This window comes from Stieleria bergensis (assembly GCA_007745635.1).
In the GTDB taxonomy this organism is placed as follows: Bacteria; Planctomycetota; Planctomycetia; order Pirellulales; family Pirellulaceae; genus Stieleria; species Stieleria bergensis.
The window spans coordinates 1,766,644-1,782,877 of sequence record CP036272.1; the positions used below are offsets into that span (position 1 = coordinate 1,766,644).

A 16,234-nucleotide genomic window follows, 5' to 3' on the forward strand; every position below is an offset into this window, starting at 1 on the left:
CTGGCGTTGAAACCGCAGCGGTGGCAATTCAAAAAAAAGGAAAAAACGGGGGTTTGTCGAGCTTGACAGGGCTGTTGAAAACACCGTATCCCGACCTGCGAGTCCCTTAACTCCCGGCACTTTCGCCCGTATGGGTCGGTTTGGCGTCGGGACCCGAATCAGAGCGGTCAAGCAATTCATCGCGTTGATTCGGGGCTCGCGAAAGGTGATTGCCTGAGGCGGTTTTTCAGCTGCCGACGTGTGAGCACTTGCCGTGGGGTGGGGTTAGGTTCAAGGACCAGTTTTCGTGAACGTAGGCGAAAACTTTACTGTGTTCTATAAGTCTCACCGCGAAGAAGGAGTGTCGCGTTGAAACGCCACGAAAAACGTTTTAGCCATAATCGCTGGGGCGTCGCCATGATGGCGTGCATGATGGGAGCAAGCAGCGCTACGGCGCAATTTGCCTTGCCCGCAACATTGCCATCCAACGACAACCCCGTTGCAGCCCCAGTGGCCGCAACCACCGCCAGCCTCGGTCAACCAGCCGCAATCGCTGGCAATCAAGCAAGCGGATCGGCAGCATCGTATGTCGACCGCGCCCGTAAAGCGTTAGAAGCCAAAGACTACCAGACCGCAGCAGGTCTGTATCATCAAGCTTCTGCGCTATCAAAAACAGATCCGGCCTTCCGACCCGTTGTGGCTCGTTTGCAGATTGACATGCAAATGGCTGGGGTTGATTTGGCCAACCTACGACGTCCTACCAAGATCACACGCATTGCCGCGCCTGCACCGGGTGATCATTTAGCGGCCAAACGTGAAGCCTTGCGGCTGATCGCGCAAGGCCGCGCTAGCTTGGATGCTGGCGATGTGGTCTCTGCGATTTCGCATGCTCGTCAAGCTCAGGCGTTGAATGTGCCTGAGTCGGCGTTTGCTGCTGGTGAACCTCGCGTCTGGGAATTCGTGCTTGACGCCGAGGCTGCGGCCAAGCGTGCAGGTGTGAACGAAAGCATGATTGCCTTGGCCGGTGGCAGCACCACGGTTCAGCCTGGCGTGATGCAACCTGGTGCCGTTCAGCAAAGTGTTTTCAACGGCGCCATGGGTGCACCTGGGACCGGTCTTGCGCAGGTCAACAATGTGGTTGCCGCGGAAGGTCCAGTCGAGGCTTATCAAGCTGGTTTAACAGCCTTGGAAGCGGGTGACACCGAAGGTGCACGAGCGAAGTTCATTGAAGCTTGGCAAAACGAAGCCATCTTGGATGTGGCAACGCGTCAACAGTTGAAAGACAAATTGACCTTGTTACAGCCAACGCGGATGGCTCCAACAGCGCCAGCCGCTGACATCGCTGTGGTGGATGCGGAAACGCGTCAAATGAATCAGCGGATGTTCAGCGAGGTTTCGGCCGAGCTGAACAACATTGCTGTGATTCGGGAATCCGATCCACTGGACGCGTTGGACGCTTTAACTCGTCTGCGTCGTCGTGTTGATTCTTCGCAATTGACCGAAGCCTCCAAGCAGTCACTGGCTCGGATGGTCGATCGGGAGCTGGAACGTCAGCGTCAGTACGTCGATGCCAATCGTGCCGCAATTGAATTGCAGCTCGAAAATGACTCGATCAAGGCTGACATGGCGAATGACGCAGCACTGGATCAACGAGTCCAAGCGGAGATCAAGCAGCTGGCTGAAGAGTTCAGCGAATTGATGACTGCTGAGCGATTCGAAGAAGCCGAGGTGATTGCGAAGCAAGTTTCTGAGCTGGATCCCGGTTCGGTCATCGCAACTCAACTGCGTCAGACCAGTACCTTCAGCAGCCGTTACAAGATGTTGCAAGACATCAAGGAAGGCAAGGAAGAAGTCTTTGCATTTGGCTTGATGGATGTGGAACGTTCGGCTTCTGACATCGCTGGTTACGATCCCAACCGTCCGATGAGCTTTGGCACCGATCCGCAGGAATGGGCCACGCGCAGTGGGCGTCGTCTCAGTGAGCGTCGTTCGACGTTCCGCAGTGTGCAAGAGGCGCAACTGGACAACTCGCTGAACACCAGCGTGAGCGTTCAGTACATCAACCGTCCCTTGAGTGACGTCATTGAGGACTTGTCCAAAGTCACCAACGTGCCAATCGTGATCAATGCACGCGCTTTGGCCGCGACTCGAGTCCCTGTTGATACTCCGGTAACCTTGAACATTCAAACGCCTGTGTCACTTCGCAGTGCGTTGAATCTGTTGCTGAATGATTTGGGATTGGCTTACGACATTGACAATGAAGTCATCATGGTCACCAGTGCCGATGCCAAGAATAGCCGCACCTACACTCGCGTGTATAAGGTGGCTGACTTGGTCACGCCGATTCCTAACTTCTACCCCAGCTATGAAAATGGCTTGGCAGGAGCGATTCAGGCCGCGATTCAGATGACGCAACCAAAGGTCGACGTCCAGTACGTCCCGACCACTGCGGTTGGCATGAATCGCAATCAAGGCAACTTGCCTGGCAACATCATGGGCCAGTACAGCCCCGGTGCGATGACGGGTGCATTCAATCAGGGTTCGCGCAGCCAAATGGGCGGTGCGGGATCAGGTGGTGGAGCCATGGCGGACTTCACTTCTTTGATGAACCTGATTGAGCAAACGATTGCTCCCGATGCTTGGGAAAACATGGGTGGTAGTAGCACCATGGCTCCCTATCCTCAGAACTTGACGCTGATCGTTAACACGACCTCAGACGTTCATAAAGAGATTGAGGACTTGCTGAAGTCGTTGCGTGCTCTGCAGAACTTGCAGATCACCATCGAGCTGAAGTTCATCACGCTGTCCGATACGTTCTTCGAACAGATCGGTGTCGACTTTGACTTGCAGTTTGATGACAACGTGACCGAGCTGCCTCGTGGTGAAGATGATCCACCAGCAGTCACCATCGGTTGGGACGGCATCCAGGGCTTGCCGACCGGCGACTTGGACATTCAGTTTCAAAACGGGTCGTTCGGTGTCAACCCAGCGTTCGGTGCTCCTGACCCCGGTGCTCTGTCAACGATCGGTTTCGCTGTCCTCAGTGACATCGAAGCGTTCTTCTTCCTGCAAGCTGCACAAGGTGACGAGCGTACCAACGTGATGCAAGCACCGAAGGTCACGATGTTTGATGGTCAAACCGCCTCGGTAGGTGACTTTACTTCGCGTCCCTTCGTGACCGGGATCATTCCGGTTGTGGGTGACTTTGCCGTTGCTCAACAGCCTGTGATCGTGGTCTTGGATGAAGGCACCAAGCTCAGCGTGCAAGGGATCGTCAGTGAAGACCGACGATTCGTTCGCGTCACACTGATGCCTCAGTTCAGCCAAATCGGTGACGTCAGTACCTTCACCTTCGAAGGCACTCGGACGACCACCAGCAGCAGCCGTGCTGAAGAGGACACCAATGGTGACGGTGTGGTTGACGAAAACGATGCGGTTGATACCGAAGACACGGCAGAGATTGTTTCCGGTTCGACAGTTCAGTTGCCAACACTGGCACAGACCTTCGTCAACACAACCGTCAATGTTCCCGACGGGGGAACGATCTTGTTGGGCGGTATCAAGCGTCTAAGCGAAGGTCGTGCTGAGCGTGGTGTGCCGATGTTGGGCAAGATCCCTTACATCAGCCGCCTGTTCCGCAACGTGGCTGTTGGACGTGATGCCACCAGCTTGATGATGATGGTCACACCACGGATCATCATCCAAGAAGAAGAGGAATACGTCCAAACCGGTTTCCAAGCTGATCAGTGATCAGTGGCGAGCCCACTAAGGCTCGTCGATCGGAACACAGTTTGAACCCAACGCCAACACGGCGTCTTCGATTGCGAAGACGCCGTGTTTTTTTGTTGTCTCGTGCAGCCCAGCGGCCGGATCGTTTGCCCAGCGGCCTGTCTGCTAAACGACTTCGACCCCGCCGCAGTCGGATTCGCCAGGGATTTGTCGCTGGGACACCGCCACCGGTCTGGTTCGCGACCGGTCTGGTTCGCGCCGGTCTGGTTCGCGCTGGTCTGGTTCGCGCTGGTCTGGTTCGCGCTGGTCTGGTTCGCGCTGGTCTGGTTCGCGCTGGTCTGGTTCGCGCTGGTCTGGTTCGCGCTGGTCTGGTTCGCGCTGGTCTGTCGTCGATCGGAATGGTCTGTCGTCGATCGGAATGGTCTGTCGTCGATCGGAATGGTCTGTCGTCGATCGGAATGGTCTTTGATGCTGTGGCCGACCCAAGTAATCAGAGCAATCCTGGCGGGGTTGTTTGCAATCGAGGGCAAAACTGGCGGCTGGAAAGTGAAGAAACCAAAAGTTCAAGCGGACTAAGTGAAAAGTTTTGAAAAAGGAGCGAAAAAAACTACAGCGGGAATCTTGAGTCAATCTGGGCTCAAAACTGCACTTTTACTCGCTTTTTGCTGTGTTTGCTGGTAAACGGTGCGTGTTGGAGTAGCTGGATGGATTCTGCGAACCAAAGAATTCATTGCTTGTCAAGCCAGAATTCCTTGACCGGGCTTATTTTTGTTCTAGAGTTAAACGCAGGAGCGGCTGCGCACTCCCTCCCTTCGTACTTGGTGCCAGCTGCATTGAACCGGCCTACAGCGATATTGCCGACCGACCTCCCAGTCCTTCGCGCTTTCGCCTCGTAGGCACCCAGTACAAAGAACCAGGCCGGTTATCAAAAGGAATGAATCATGTTGGTTTTATCTCGAAAGAAGAACGAGTGCATTGTCATCAACAACGACATCAAGATCGTCGTCGTTGAAATTCGTGGTGACAAAGTTCGCCTAGGAGTGGAAGCTCCTCGTGAAGTGCCCGTGCACCGCCGCGAAGTGTATGACGCGATCCAGAAGTCCTTGGAATCTGGTGACGCTCCCGTCGATGCGTCGTGATGTTGGATCAGTGATGCCATCTGTATCTCTGGCGGGATGCGTTTGCCTCTGACTGAGATCGGCTATTGGTACGCCCCGATCATGATTTTGACCACTCCATGACGCCGTCGCGATGGCTGCGTTCTCCATTCAAACGCTCGTCTGCACCTGCAGTCGAGCTTTTTTTTTTGCCCGATGGCGGCAACTGGCCAGTGCGTGGGCAGGCGACAAAATCCGGCCTGGCAGTGGAAAATCACCGTTGATCCTTGCGCGAGCATAAAAACCAAGATGTTTTTGATGGTTCCTTGGTGCGAACCCTTGACGATGTATCGGGGTCCTATGTACAACCTCGCTCACTGATCGGGAGTCAATGAATTGACGTCTTCAGGTTGAGTTTCTCGGGCTTTTAGCAAAGCCAATGAAACTTTCACCGAAGTCCTTTCATCTGTCAGCCGATCAAGATTTCAATCAAGCCATTGCGTTGGATTGCTGATCATTGGTGCGAGTGAGATGTTTCATCTGACAAGCATTCTCGGTAATCAGATCGACAGCGAAATGGATCGATTCGTTGATTGAAAAGTCATACGGCCCCTTCGTCTAGCGGTCTAGGACACCGCCCTTTCACGGCGGTAACACGGGTTCGAGTCCCGTAGGGGTCACTACCGGAAGTTTCAGTTAGCTGGAGCTTCCGGTTTTTTTATGCGCCCATGCTTCGTCCTCAGGACGGTTTAGGCCGCCGCTGTCCGCCCTTCTTTGTGTGATCGATGAGCGATTTATACGTTTGTCCGCGACTAACGATTCCTGCTGCACAGCTGCAGGTCAGTGCTGCGCGCAGTAGTGGTCCCGGTGGACAGAACGTCAACAAGGTCAATTCAAAGATCACACTGCGCTGGTCTCCAGACCGCTGCACGCAGTTGGATGATGGCTGGCGAGCGCGGCTGCGCAGCCGTTATGGAAATCGCATCAACCGTGAAGGCGAATTGGTGTTGCACAGCGATCGCTATCGAGATCAGCCAAGAAACTTAGCGGATGTGCGAGCGCGATTGGTGCAGATGTTGATGGAATGTCGCCAGCCAGCAAAGAAGCGTAAGCCTACCAAGCCAACCGCGGGTGCCAAACGCCGCCGGCGAAAGCACAAGACACAGTTGAGCGAACGCAAGCAAAGCCGTCGACAATCGTTTGATTGAGGGACGCAGGTTGAGTTTGGCAGTTATTGATCGCTCAGCGTCAGAATGTCCGCCGGTGATGGCTCGTCGTCGTCAGGCGGCAAGATGAAACGGAAGCAGCAACCTTTGCCTGCTTCAGGGCTTAGAATCTGAACACTGCCGCCGTGTTCACTGGCAATCTTGGCGGTCACGGGAAGTCCCAGTCCAGTCCCGCGAGCGCCTTTGCCAGATTCAAAGAGTGAGAAGATTTTTTCGCGATCCTCTGTTGCGATGCCAGAGCCATTGTCGGTCACGTCAATGAACCAGCCTTGATCAGCTGCATAGCGTGTGTGGACTTGGATCAGCCCGCCAGCGGGGCCTGCATTGTTGGCCAAGTTGACCGCGGAGTCTTCGCTGTCGGATTCGATTTGATCCAAGTGATCCTTGACCGCATCAATGGCGTTGGTGACCAAGTTCAAGATCGCTTGGTGAATCGCGTCGGGGTCAAAGCGTGCCGCGGGCAGATCATGGTCTGGATAGAAGACCAGTTCGATTCCATGGTCTGCGGCGCGTGTGGCCATCAATTCGACCACCTCGCTGACGGTTTCATTTAACTCGGCTGTTTCCAGTTGTGGCTGCCGTTCCTTGCTGAAGGTCAGCATGTCCATGACCAGGTTAGAGATGCGTTCCTGGTTGCGATCGACCATGCTCCAGCCTCGGCGAATGGCATCGGTGTCTTCGCGTTTCAATCCGGATTCGATCAGGTAGCCGCCCCCCGTGATCCCCTGCAGGATATTCTTCACATGGTGTGAGATCGTCGCAATCGTCTGTCCCATGGCGGCCAAGCGTTCGCTTTGCAACAAAGCCGAGTAATAGAAGGTGTCTTCGATCGCGAGCGCTGCTTGGTAACCAATCGCGGTGATCAAGCTCAGGTGTTGATCCGTGAAACGCTGAGTGGAGCCACTGCGTACGATTTCGCCCGGTGAAGTGTACGTGTCGATGTACAGTGTGCCGACGATGTCATAGCGTCCCTGTAGTGGGACACATAAGGCTTCACGAATTCCGTTTTGCACGATTGATGCGGCGGCATCAAAACGCACATCGTCGGTCGCATCGGTCGTTCGCACACCTTCGCCGTGTTCAAGAACGTAGTCCAGAATGGTGCTGGAAATGCTGATGGGGGCCTGCGCTGAATGGGGGTCAGTGGCGCTCGATTGCTGGGGGGCGGATTGATCGCTGTCCTGTCGATCACGGCGAGCAGCGGGACGCAATTGCTTGCTTTCTTGATCGAGTAACATGATGCAACCACGATCAGCTTCGACCCAATCGAAGACCAATTGCAAGATGCGATCAAGCAGTTCATTCAAGTCATCGGTGCGTCCCACAGCCATGGCGGTCCGGTACATGACTTCTAACGAGCGATCGGCATCGGTGCTGGACAAGTTGGCTGGATCAGGTGCAACCGCTGCCGCCGGGCGCTGCTCGATGCCTGAGTGATGCCTGTCTGGCGATGCCGCCGGCTGGGGCCTGTCTGGCGGAGACACCCTTGAGCTGAGGTCAGCCTTGCGATCCGCGAGCGTTTTTTGATTTGGCAGCGGCAAGGCGCGAGTGGAGGATGGATGGCTGCTTGCAGCGGCACTGAACCGCAAGGCATCGAGCGAGGAAACAATGCGACTGGCGTCGTCGCTTGCCTGTTGAACAATGTCAACGCGATGAGCAGCTTCGATGGCATTGGGGTGGCCGGTGCCGGTGAAGATCAGCAGCGTGCCACCGATTTCAATGCGATCGCCACTTTGCAGCAATTGGGACTCAATCCGCTGCTGGTTGACTGTGGTGCCGTTGCTGCTGCTGAGATCGACTAGCCAGTATTCTGTCGGTCCCGGTTCGCCGGAGCTGGAATCGGTCTTGGTTTGGCTGCGGATCTCGGCGTGCTGGCGTGAGGCTTCGCTATCGAGCAGTTGGATTTGGTTCGCTGAATCGCGTCCGATGCGAGCCACTGCACTGTCGAGTTGAAAGTGCTTGCCTTGGTCGCGGCCTCGAACAACGTACAGAGATGCCATGGTAATCCGTCAGAGCTCAAGGGCTGGGAAACTGGTGGGGCTGGGAAACTGGTCGGGCTGGGAAACTGGTCGGGCTGGGAAACTGGTCGGGCTGGGAAACTGGTCGGGCTGGGAAACTGGTCGGGCTGGGATGCGGCAGGGATGAACGTCAATGATCGGTGTCTGGATTTCGCTTCGCAAGCCCCTGAGGGCATGTCACGGCTAGTTTTTTGCTTCGGCCGGGGCCTTGGGCACTGCTTTTCTGTTTTTTGCTGTATCGATCAAGTAAACTGGGGCCAATCTGCAGGGCAAGCAGTTTATGGAGTGGTGAGGCGTCGCGTGATTCCTGACCTGAGTGATTTGAGTTGGATCTGTCGCCGGGAGCTCACCCGATCTTACTAGGCAGAGCTAGCCACCGCGAAACGCTCTTCGCCGTCGCTAGAATGATCCCCGTTCGTTGACTGTAGAATCAGACTGGAGAAGTTTTGCATGGTACAGCCGCCCCCAATTGAATCCGCAGCAGATCAAGTTGCCACTGAACAAGATGCCGCCAAAGCAGCAGAGTTAGTCAAATCAGTGCAGCAGGTTCGCCAGCAAGTCGCACGCGTGGTTGTTGGCCAAGACGAAGTCATTGAGCAGTTGTTGATTGCCATTTTATCGCGGGGCCACTGTTTGCTTGAAGGTGTGCCTGGGTTGGCAAAGACATTGATGATTCGCACGTTGGCGGAATCCATGCACTTGGATTTTCATCGCATTCAGTTCACGCCTGACTTAATGCCGGGTGACATTACTGGGACGGAGATCATTCAGGAGAACCCTGAAACGGGACATCGCGACATGGTCTTTGAGCGTGGACCGGTGTTCACGCAAATGCTGTTGGCCGACGAGATCAACCGAACACCACCGAAGACTCAAGCGGCATTGCTCGAAGCGATGCAGGAGCACGAAGTGACCGCTGGCGGTAAGACGTACAAGTTGTCCGAGCCGTTTTTTGTATTGGCGACACAAAACCCGATTGAACAGGAAGGCACGTACCCGTTGCCTGAAGCGCAGCGTGACCGCTTTCTGTTTCACGTGGTGGTTGATTATCCATCGCGAGACGAGGAAGCAGAGATTTTGGACCGCACCACGTCGACCTTTGACGCTGAAGTTCAGCCTGTCGTGACGGGGGATCAGATCATTGCGTTCCAAAAGACCGTGCGCCGCGTGCCCTTGCCGCCGCACGTCAAGGAATGGATTCTTGACGCTGTCCGCGCGGTGCGGCCTCGTGATCCAGCTTGCACCGGCTGGGCGAAGGAGCTGGTTGAATGGGGGCCCGGACCACGTGCGAGTCAGCAGTTGGTGTTGGCATCCAAGGCTCGTGCTTTGATGCACGGTCGGCCTCACGTGACGATGGATGACGTGCAATGCTTGATCTTGCCCGTGTTGCGACACCGGATCGTGCCCACCTTTACCGCCGAAGCCGATGGGATCACGGTCGATGACTTGATTCTGCGGTTGGTCGCGGACTTAAAACCCAAAGCGGCCTCAGCGATCTAGTCCCGAATCTTCGGGTTTCCGACCAGCAACCGCCCTGCCCTTTTCGGCTCTCTTGCCATATCATTCGGTCTCCAAAGTAAGTGGCTTTGGAGGCCAATGAAATGTGGAACCTCGTGCGTGTTGAGTGCCCTGGACGTGTCGCCGGACAAAGTTGCCGTGATCATGCCTGCTGCCGGTCGCGGACGCAGGTTTGAAAGAGACGAAAACAAGCTCTTTGCCTTGCTTGATGGCAAGCCAATTTGGTTGCAGACCGTTTTGCGATTGCGATCCAATCAGCGAGTCGGCCCCATTGTGATGCCGATCTCTGCAGCCGATGAGTCATCTTTTCGTGATGGCTATGACGACCAGCTCCAGCAGCTTGATGTGCAGCTCGTCACCGGTGGCAAAGAACGCATCGACAGTGTCCAGTGTGGTTTACAAGCGTTGACCGACTGGCCAGACGATGGCTTGGTCGCGATCCATGATGCAGCCCGTCCACTGGTGCGATCTGCTGATCTGGATCAGGTGTTCGACAAAGCGGCGTTGTGCGGGGCCGCCATTCTGGCTGTTCCCGTGACTGCGACCGTCAAGCGTTCCAGCGATGGTGGTCTCTCCTGCCGAACCGTTGACCGCAGCGAACTGTCGTTAGCAGCAACCCCGCAGGTGTTTCGGCTTGCCTTGCTACGTCAAGCTTACCAGCGGCATCGCGGGCGACCGGCGACCGATGATGCGCAGCTTGTTGCTCGCAGCGGTCACGACGTGGCACTGGTTCACGGAGCCAGTGACAATCTGAAAGTCACCCTGCCCACCGACTTGGTCATCGCCGAAGCAATTCTCAAGATTCAAAACGAAACCCCCTAAAGAAAACATGGACTTGATTGCCGAACTGCAATGGCGCGGATTGATCCACCAATGCACTGATACCGAAGGCCTGCAAAAGCAACTGGATTCTGGACCGCAGACGGTGTACATCGGATTCGATCCCACCGCGACTTCGCTGCATGTTGGGTCGTTAATGCAGTTGATGATGCTGCGAAGATTCCAGCAGGCGGGCCATCGGCCGATCGCTCTGGTCGGCGGTGCGACAGGCATGATCGGTGATCCGACGGGCAAGAGCGAAGAACGGAATCTGCTGTCCGCCGACCAGCTTGCCGCCAATGTGGCCGGCATTGAAGCTCAGATGCGACAGTTTCTTCGCTTTGAAGGCGACAACGCTGCACTGTTGCTGAATAACTTTGATTGGATGAAAGGTTACAGTTACCTCGAATTCTTGCGCGACGTCGGAAAGAACTTTCCCGTCGGCACCATGATGGGCAAGGAATCCGTGCGAGCCCGTTTGGGCAGTGAAGCCGGACTGAGCTACACCGAGTTCAGTTACATGCTGTTGCAAGCCTATGACTTTGTTTACCTCTGCCGTGAACATGACTGTTTGATTCAGGCCGGTGGCAGCGATCAATGGGGAAACGTGACCGCCGGGATCGATCTTGGTCGCCGCATGCTGGGCAAGCAGTTGTTCGGGATCACCGCGCCGCTGTTGACGACCAGTGACGGCCGGAAAATGGGCAAGACGGAAAAAGGTGCCGTCTGGCTCGATCGCTCACGAACCAGCCCGTACGCTTTCTACCAGTACTGGATCAATGTGGGCGATGAAGATGTCCTGCGTTGCATTGCCTACCTGACCGAAATTGAAAAAGAAGAATACGATCAACTCGCCGAGGCAACGGCACAGGATCCAGGGCGTCGCGCCGCTCAGAAACGCCTTGCCGAATGGATGACTGGATTCTGCCATGGCGAAGACGGTTTGCAGGCTGCCCTGGCGGCCAGCAAAATCCTGTTCGGTGGCGCCATCGAGGACATGGATGACGCGGGCTTGAACGAGATTTTCGCGGACGTCCCCAGCAATGATCTGCAACGCGATTCGCTGACCGGCGAAGGCTTGTGGATCGTCGAGGCCCTGCAGCAGGCCGGCCTGGTCAAGAGCGGCGGAGAGGCGCGGCGAGCCATCAAAGACGGCGGCGTTTACCTGAACAACCAACGTGTGACCGAAATGGATTTGCGGCTGAGCGCATCGGACTTGGCCAGCGAGTCCGTGATGGTGTTGCGCAAAGGAAAACGCAACTACGCTCTGCTGCGCTTCGCCGACTGAACAGCCTCAAGACGGTGCACGGCAAGTCAGCTTTGCCGTTGATATTGGCAAAATCCGGCATCGACGCTGCTGGAATGCCGGGAAGAAACTAACATGGCGGAACCTTCTCTCTCCGACGGGGTTTTATCGCTATGAAGACTTCATCTCATCACCTGATTCTGTTCTCCCTGCTGGCTGGAATGGCCAGTTGGGTGGTCTTTTCCATGCCAGCCTCAGCACAACCACCCGGACGCGGTGGATTTGGTGGTGGCCCGCCAAGTGGCGGTTTCGGTGATCCAGGACGCGGTGGTCCTCCCGGCGGCGATCGTGGCAGCAGCTTCGGGCGCGGTGGTCCTCCCGGCGGCGATCGTGGCAGCAGCTTCGGGCGCGGTGGTCCTCCCGGCGGCGATCGTGGTGGATTTGATCCCAGTGGCTTTCTCTCCCGCTTGGACCGCAACGGCAACGGAACCCTTGATCCGGACGAGCAACAGGGGCCTGCACAGTTCTTGATCCAGCGTTTGCAGTCCGTCGATCCCAGCATTAAAGCCGGCCAACCGATTTCGATCAAGCGAGTCACCGAAGCGTTTCAAAAGTCCCGTGGCGGTGACAGCGGTGGCGATTCCAAAGGTGGTTCATCGGACCCGCGTCGCAGTAGCGATGATGCGTTGACGGCCGACCTCTTGGTGCCAGACTTTCGTGTTGAGACCGATCCGGTGATGTTGCCCGGTTTTGGTCCCACGGCGGAAATGATGTCAGTTGCCGTGACCGATGCCGATCGCAATGAAGCTCGCCAAACGTTGGGCCGCTATGATCGGAACCGCGACGGCGTGCTGACCAAGGATGAATTGTCCAGTCGGTTTAGCGGTAACCCCATGGACTTTGATCGAAACAAAGATGGCCGACTGACCGAAGGCGAGTTGGCTGTGCGTTACGCTCGCCGTCGGACCGTTCGCGAAGAAGACGAAGGACGCAGTCGCGAATCGTCTCGTCGTTCCAGTAAAAAGGAGCGGTCGGTCAGTGTCGATGACATGATGGAAAAACTCTACGGTGATCGCAAATCTTATCGGATTGAAGGTGCAGGTGCGTCCACCGAAGGCGTCCCCGGTTTCTTTACCGATAAAGATGCCAACCAAGATGGCCAGGTGACCATGGCTGAATTTGCCAGTGAGTGGACCGACGAACTGCTGCAAGAGTTCTTTAAATCCGACTTAAACCGGGACGGGATCATTACCGTCCAAGAAGTGATCGCGTCCGTTGAACAGAACGATCGACTGGGGCCACCGGCCAGTTCGATGGCATCGACTGGTGCCAGTTCCAACGATGCCGAGGCTTCCTCTGGTTCCAGCTCTTCGGCGTCAAAGCCTGCGGGGCCGACCGAGATGGGGAAACCCAGCGAGTCCTACGTCAAGTTCGCTGCTCGGATCATGAAGGGCCGCGATAAGAATGGCGACGGCAAACTGACTCGCAGTGAATGGGCTGACATGGCATTGAGTCCAGCGGCCGCAGACTTCAATCGAGATGGTTCCATTACCGTTGAAGAATACGCGTGGTGGATGGAATGGCGTCGTAAAAACGGCAGCTGATCCAACAACCTAGGGGGCGTGCTTGCACGGCACCCTACGAACTATTCTGCGGCGTACGAACGAATCCTGGTCTGAGGGAATCGCACCAGCTAGCCTACTTGCTGTGCTGGCGGTTGGTCAGTCGAGAGACTTCACGAATGAATTCGTCAGCGCTTTGAAAGACTTGATACACGCTGGCAAAACGAATGTAGGCGACCTCATCTAATGCGGCGAGATGAGTCATGACGATTTCACCGAGCTCTTTGGCTGGGATCTCGTTTTCGTGCTCGTTATAGATCTGTGTTTCGATTCGCTGCACGGTTGCTTCGATGGCATCGCTATCGACGTTGCGTTTACTGCACGCTCTTTCGATCCCGCAACGAATCTTCTCGCGGTCCATCGCCTCGCGAGTGCCATCACGTTTGACCACGCGCATGGTGGTCTGCTCGATGGTTTCGACGGTGACAAACTTGCGACTGCACTCGTTACACATCCGCTTGCGGCGAATGGCATAACCACCTTCCGCAGTGCGGGTATCGAGGACGCGATCACGGTCACAGTGGCAAAATGGGCAACGCATAATTCTAGCTGCATTGGGCAACGAACATTTAGCCTGCATTATTCAGTAGCCGGCACCGCTTTGGCAAGCCCTGGTCACTCAGGAGGGGGCAGCCACGTCGTCAGTGGCGTGCGAACTGGGGGGGCGTCGCGACCCGCATTCCTTTTCTTCCATCAAGCCCGCCGCGCGTGGATTGCCGCAAATCACGCCAAAGCCTGGGCAATTTGATTGCCTCGGGGGTGCCTGGTGTGATTAGCTGGGGAGGGGCCTGCAAGAATTGGTCACCGGCGGAGCCATGATTTCAACGCCGCGTTTTTCTGGCACACCTGCGATCCGCTGATTCAGCGGTTTCCCGCTGGCGATGCGTGTGACCACGCGTCTTGCGGGATTCCAAGCACTTGAAATCCCATCAGCGTCCTTAATCCCATCATCTTCCTGCGTCCCATCATCTTCCTACGTCAGAGAGCGGAGACCTTCATCGTGACCGTTTGGTTTGTTCAGCAGGTTAACGGAGAGGTTCAGACAGAGATTGGACCGCTGCAGCCCAAGGAGCTGTTGGAACTGGTGCGCAAAGGCAGCATTCGTCCGGAGACCAAGCTGCGCAAAGGTGACTCAGCATGGTTTCCCGCCAGTGACGTTGGTGGGCTGTTTGAAGCCGCTTCGAAGCGGCCGCTAAAATTTTTCTGTCCCAGTTGCGGTGTCGAGGTTTCGCGCCCCCCGGTTACCTGCAAACACTGTCTGCACGACATTCAAAAGGGGGAAGCCCGGGTGGTGTCTGCAGAGCAACCTGACCAGTTGCCCACAGCTGTCGCACAGGCGATAAACAAAGCCGACGATGAAGCTCGCCAAAGTATGCAGAACTGGTTGCGGAAGCGTTTGCCGCGTCGTTCTGGTTGACGCAGAAAGCAGGACGCAGAAAGCAGGACGCAGAAAGCCAGTGGGAGTCACACAGAGGCAATGCATTCTCCTCTGTGTGATCATGTGCCAGCGATTGGATCGCCGGCCTTCATGGCTGCGGCTTAGTATCGCAGTTCGGCTCCGAAGACGCCACCGGCATACAGCATGTCGTCGCCGGCATTCAGCTGACGTGCATAGTTACCGGTCACGCTACGGCCGACTTGTCCCAGGGCAGTTGCCATACCAGAGACGTACCACAGTTCGCCACTGGCTCGTACGGAGAACCAACGGTTCAGTTGATATCGCAAGCCACCGGACACTTCAATCAGAGCACCAAGTTCCACGTCATCCTGGAACGAGTTGATAAACGGAGCATCATTGTTACGCAAGCGGACAAACGAGTCGGCGAAGTTTGCAAACACGGCGCCGCGAGTTTGAACGTCGGCGTACAGGCGATAGGTGATCGGGTACAGCAGGTCCAAGCCCATTTGGAATGCCAGAATTTCGTTCTGGGTGCGGCTTAGCAAGTCCCCGGTGTCTGGTGGCGCTGACGAGGTGTACAGCAGTCGTTCATCAATTTGAACGTATCGCACGCCCCAGAGGATGCGGGCAACGTCCCAACCTACCATCACGCGGTTGAATTCATAGCTGCTGTAATTCGACAGGTACGACAGGAACTGGGTGTCCGCGTCGTTAAACGGGTCCAGGAGAGTGCCATCGAATCCACCGGCCCCGTCACCATCAAACAGCAACGTGTCGATGTTACCGGCTCCGGTAGCGGTGATAGAGCGTCCGAATTCGAATTGGCCGGTGTAAACGAATTCCCAGCCGTTGACACCATCGGCCGAGCGACCAATGGTGAATCGAGGCGCCCAGTCAAAGGTCACGTCGTCGGAGAGGCGATCACGAATCAAGCTGTATTTGCGTTTGCCGCGTCGCTGCATGTACAGGGCCTCGACGCTGCCGAACCAGTAAGGGCCAACGGCCGCGCCACAAGGGCCTGGGTAGTCGCTAGGATGCTGGCCATAGCCACCAGCTCGACAGCTTCGGCAGCCACCGCTGGTCCCGCGACAGCTTCTGCAGCCGGTGGTCTGATAGGAAACCGGCGCCACTTGACTGCCTTCCTGTTCCCATGAGAAACCTGAGAAGTCGCCCCCGACAGGTTCGCGTACAGTCGACATGGCAGAGCCAAAGTCCAGCATGCCCGAAGTCACACTGGCGTTTTCAGCGGATTGCTGAGCGGCCTTGCTGCCGACCGTTGGCACGCTTTCCGGGCGAACGATTCGGACGCCTGTTGAAGCGGCCACGTCTGCCTCTGGCAAGTAATTGGCTTGACGGATGCGGTCGGCGATCTCCGCTGCCTTGGCTGGATTGCTCCACCCCGGACCAGCGGCTTGCCCACCCTGGATCGAATCCACGGTTTGGGCCAAGCTGTGGCGATTGGGCAGCAGCAGTACGGCGGCAGCAAGCACAAACGCGATCGCGAGATGAAGGTTGGCGCTGTAGGAAAGCGATCGGAAGTTCATGGCAATCCTCGTTGACATTGATTCTGGCGGGCGATTC

At 56.2% G+C, this 16,234-nt stretch carries 12 protein-coding genes and 1 tRNA gene; 10 read left to right on the forward strand and 3 right to left on the reverse strand.

Translation table 11 applies throughout. The annotated features are described in order from the left end of the window. Positions 1–348: 348 nt before the first annotated feature. The 5 genes from SV7mr_RS05985 to arfB all read left to right on the forward strand — a co-directional run bounded on the left by SV7mr_RS05985 (position 349) and on the right by arfB (position 6,013). The gene (locus SV7mr_RS05985) at positions 349–3,729 is read left to right on the forward strand and encodes a hypothetical protein (protein WP_419188152.1); all 3,381 of its coding nucleotides are present in this window, start codon (positions 349–351) and stop codon (positions 3,727–3,729) included. A gap of 84 nt (positions 3,730–3,813) precedes the next feature. Next, positions 3,814–4,284 carry a hypothetical protein gene (locus SV7mr_RS05990; RefSeq protein WP_419188153.1) on the forward strand — a complete coding sequence of 157 codons (471 nt, stop codon included), beginning with the start codon at positions 3,814–3,816 and terminating at the stop codon, positions 4,282–4,284. A gap of 365 nt (positions 4,285–4,649) precedes the next feature. Continuing rightward, entirely contained in the window at positions 4,650–4,847 is a 198-nt protein-coding gene (gene csrA, locus SV7mr_RS05995) for a carbon storage regulator CsrA (protein WP_145270127.1), read from the forward strand. 565 nt (positions 4,848–5,412) lie between these two features. Next, positions 5,413–5,485: transfer RNA gene (locus SV7mr_RS06000), tRNA-Glu, on the forward strand. Between the two features lie 105 nt (positions 5,486–5,590). After that, complete coding sequence (gene arfB / locus SV7mr_RS06005; protein WP_145270129.1) at positions 5,591–6,013, forward strand: alternative ribosome rescue aminoacyl-tRNA hydrolase ArfB; 423 nt, start codon at positions 5,591–5,593, stop codon at positions 6,011–6,013. A gap of 23 nt (positions 6,014–6,036) precedes the next feature. Here arfB and SV7mr_RS06010 read toward each other — a convergent pair whose 3' ends face one another. Continuing rightward, a complete protein-coding gene (locus SV7mr_RS06010; RefSeq protein ID WP_145270131.1) occupies positions 6,037–8,031 on the reverse strand; it encodes an ATP-binding protein in 1,995 nt (664 codons plus the stop codon). 468 nt (positions 8,032–8,499) lie between these two features. On the opposite strand from SV7mr_RS06010, the gene SV7mr_RS06020 reads away from it, so the two are divergent. The 4 genes from SV7mr_RS06020 (at position 8,500) to SV7mr_RS06035 (ending at position 13,236) form a co-directional block, all read left to right on the forward strand. Next, a complete protein-coding gene (locus SV7mr_RS06020; protein WP_145270135.1) occupies positions 8,500–9,549 on the forward strand; it encodes an AAA family ATPase in 1,050 nt (349 codons plus the stop codon). A 117-nt stretch (positions 9,550–9,666) separates the two neighbouring features. Next, positions 9,667–10,389: a 2-C-methyl-D-erythritol 4-phosphate cytidylyltransferase gene (ispD, locus tag SV7mr_RS06025; RefSeq protein ID WP_419188154.1), complete on the forward strand. Its 723-nt coding sequence runs from the start codon at positions 9,667–9,669 to the stop codon at positions 10,387–10,389. A 7-nt stretch (positions 10,390–10,396) separates the two neighbouring features. Then, complete coding sequence (gene tyrS, locus SV7mr_RS06030) at positions 10,397–11,674, forward strand: tyrosine--tRNA ligase (RefSeq protein ID WP_145270137.1); 1,278 nt, start codon at positions 10,397–10,399, stop codon at positions 11,672–11,674. A 131-nt stretch (positions 11,675–11,805) separates the two neighbouring features. Next, positions 11,806–13,236, forward strand: coding sequence for an EF-hand domain-containing protein (locus SV7mr_RS06035; protein WP_145270139.1), 1,431 nt, complete (start codon positions 11,806–11,808; stop codon positions 13,234–13,236). Between the two features lie 94 nt (positions 13,237–13,330). Here the strand turns inward: SV7mr_RS06035 and nrdR are convergent, their stop codons facing one another. After that, positions 13,331–13,795 (reverse strand): transcriptional regulator NrdR, encoded by a 465-nt coding sequence (gene nrdR, locus SV7mr_RS06040; protein WP_145270141.1) that lies wholly within the window; start codon positions 13,793–13,795, stop codon positions 13,331–13,333. Between the two features lie 459 nt (positions 13,796–14,254). Between nrdR and SV7mr_RS25115 the strand changes: the two genes are divergently transcribed. Further along, positions 14,255–14,671, forward strand: coding sequence for a DUF4339 domain-containing protein (locus tag SV7mr_RS25115; protein WP_419188155.1), 417 nt, complete (start codon positions 14,255–14,257; stop codon positions 14,669–14,671). A 122-nt stretch (positions 14,672–14,793) separates the two neighbouring features. Here SV7mr_RS25115 and SV7mr_RS06045 read toward each other — a convergent pair whose 3' ends face one another. Further along, positions 14,794–16,197 (reverse strand): hypothetical protein, encoded by a 1,404-nt coding sequence (locus tag SV7mr_RS06045; RefSeq protein WP_145270143.1) that lies wholly within the window; start codon positions 16,195–16,197, stop codon positions 14,794–14,796. Between the last annotated feature and the right edge of the window lie 37 nt (positions 16,198–16,234).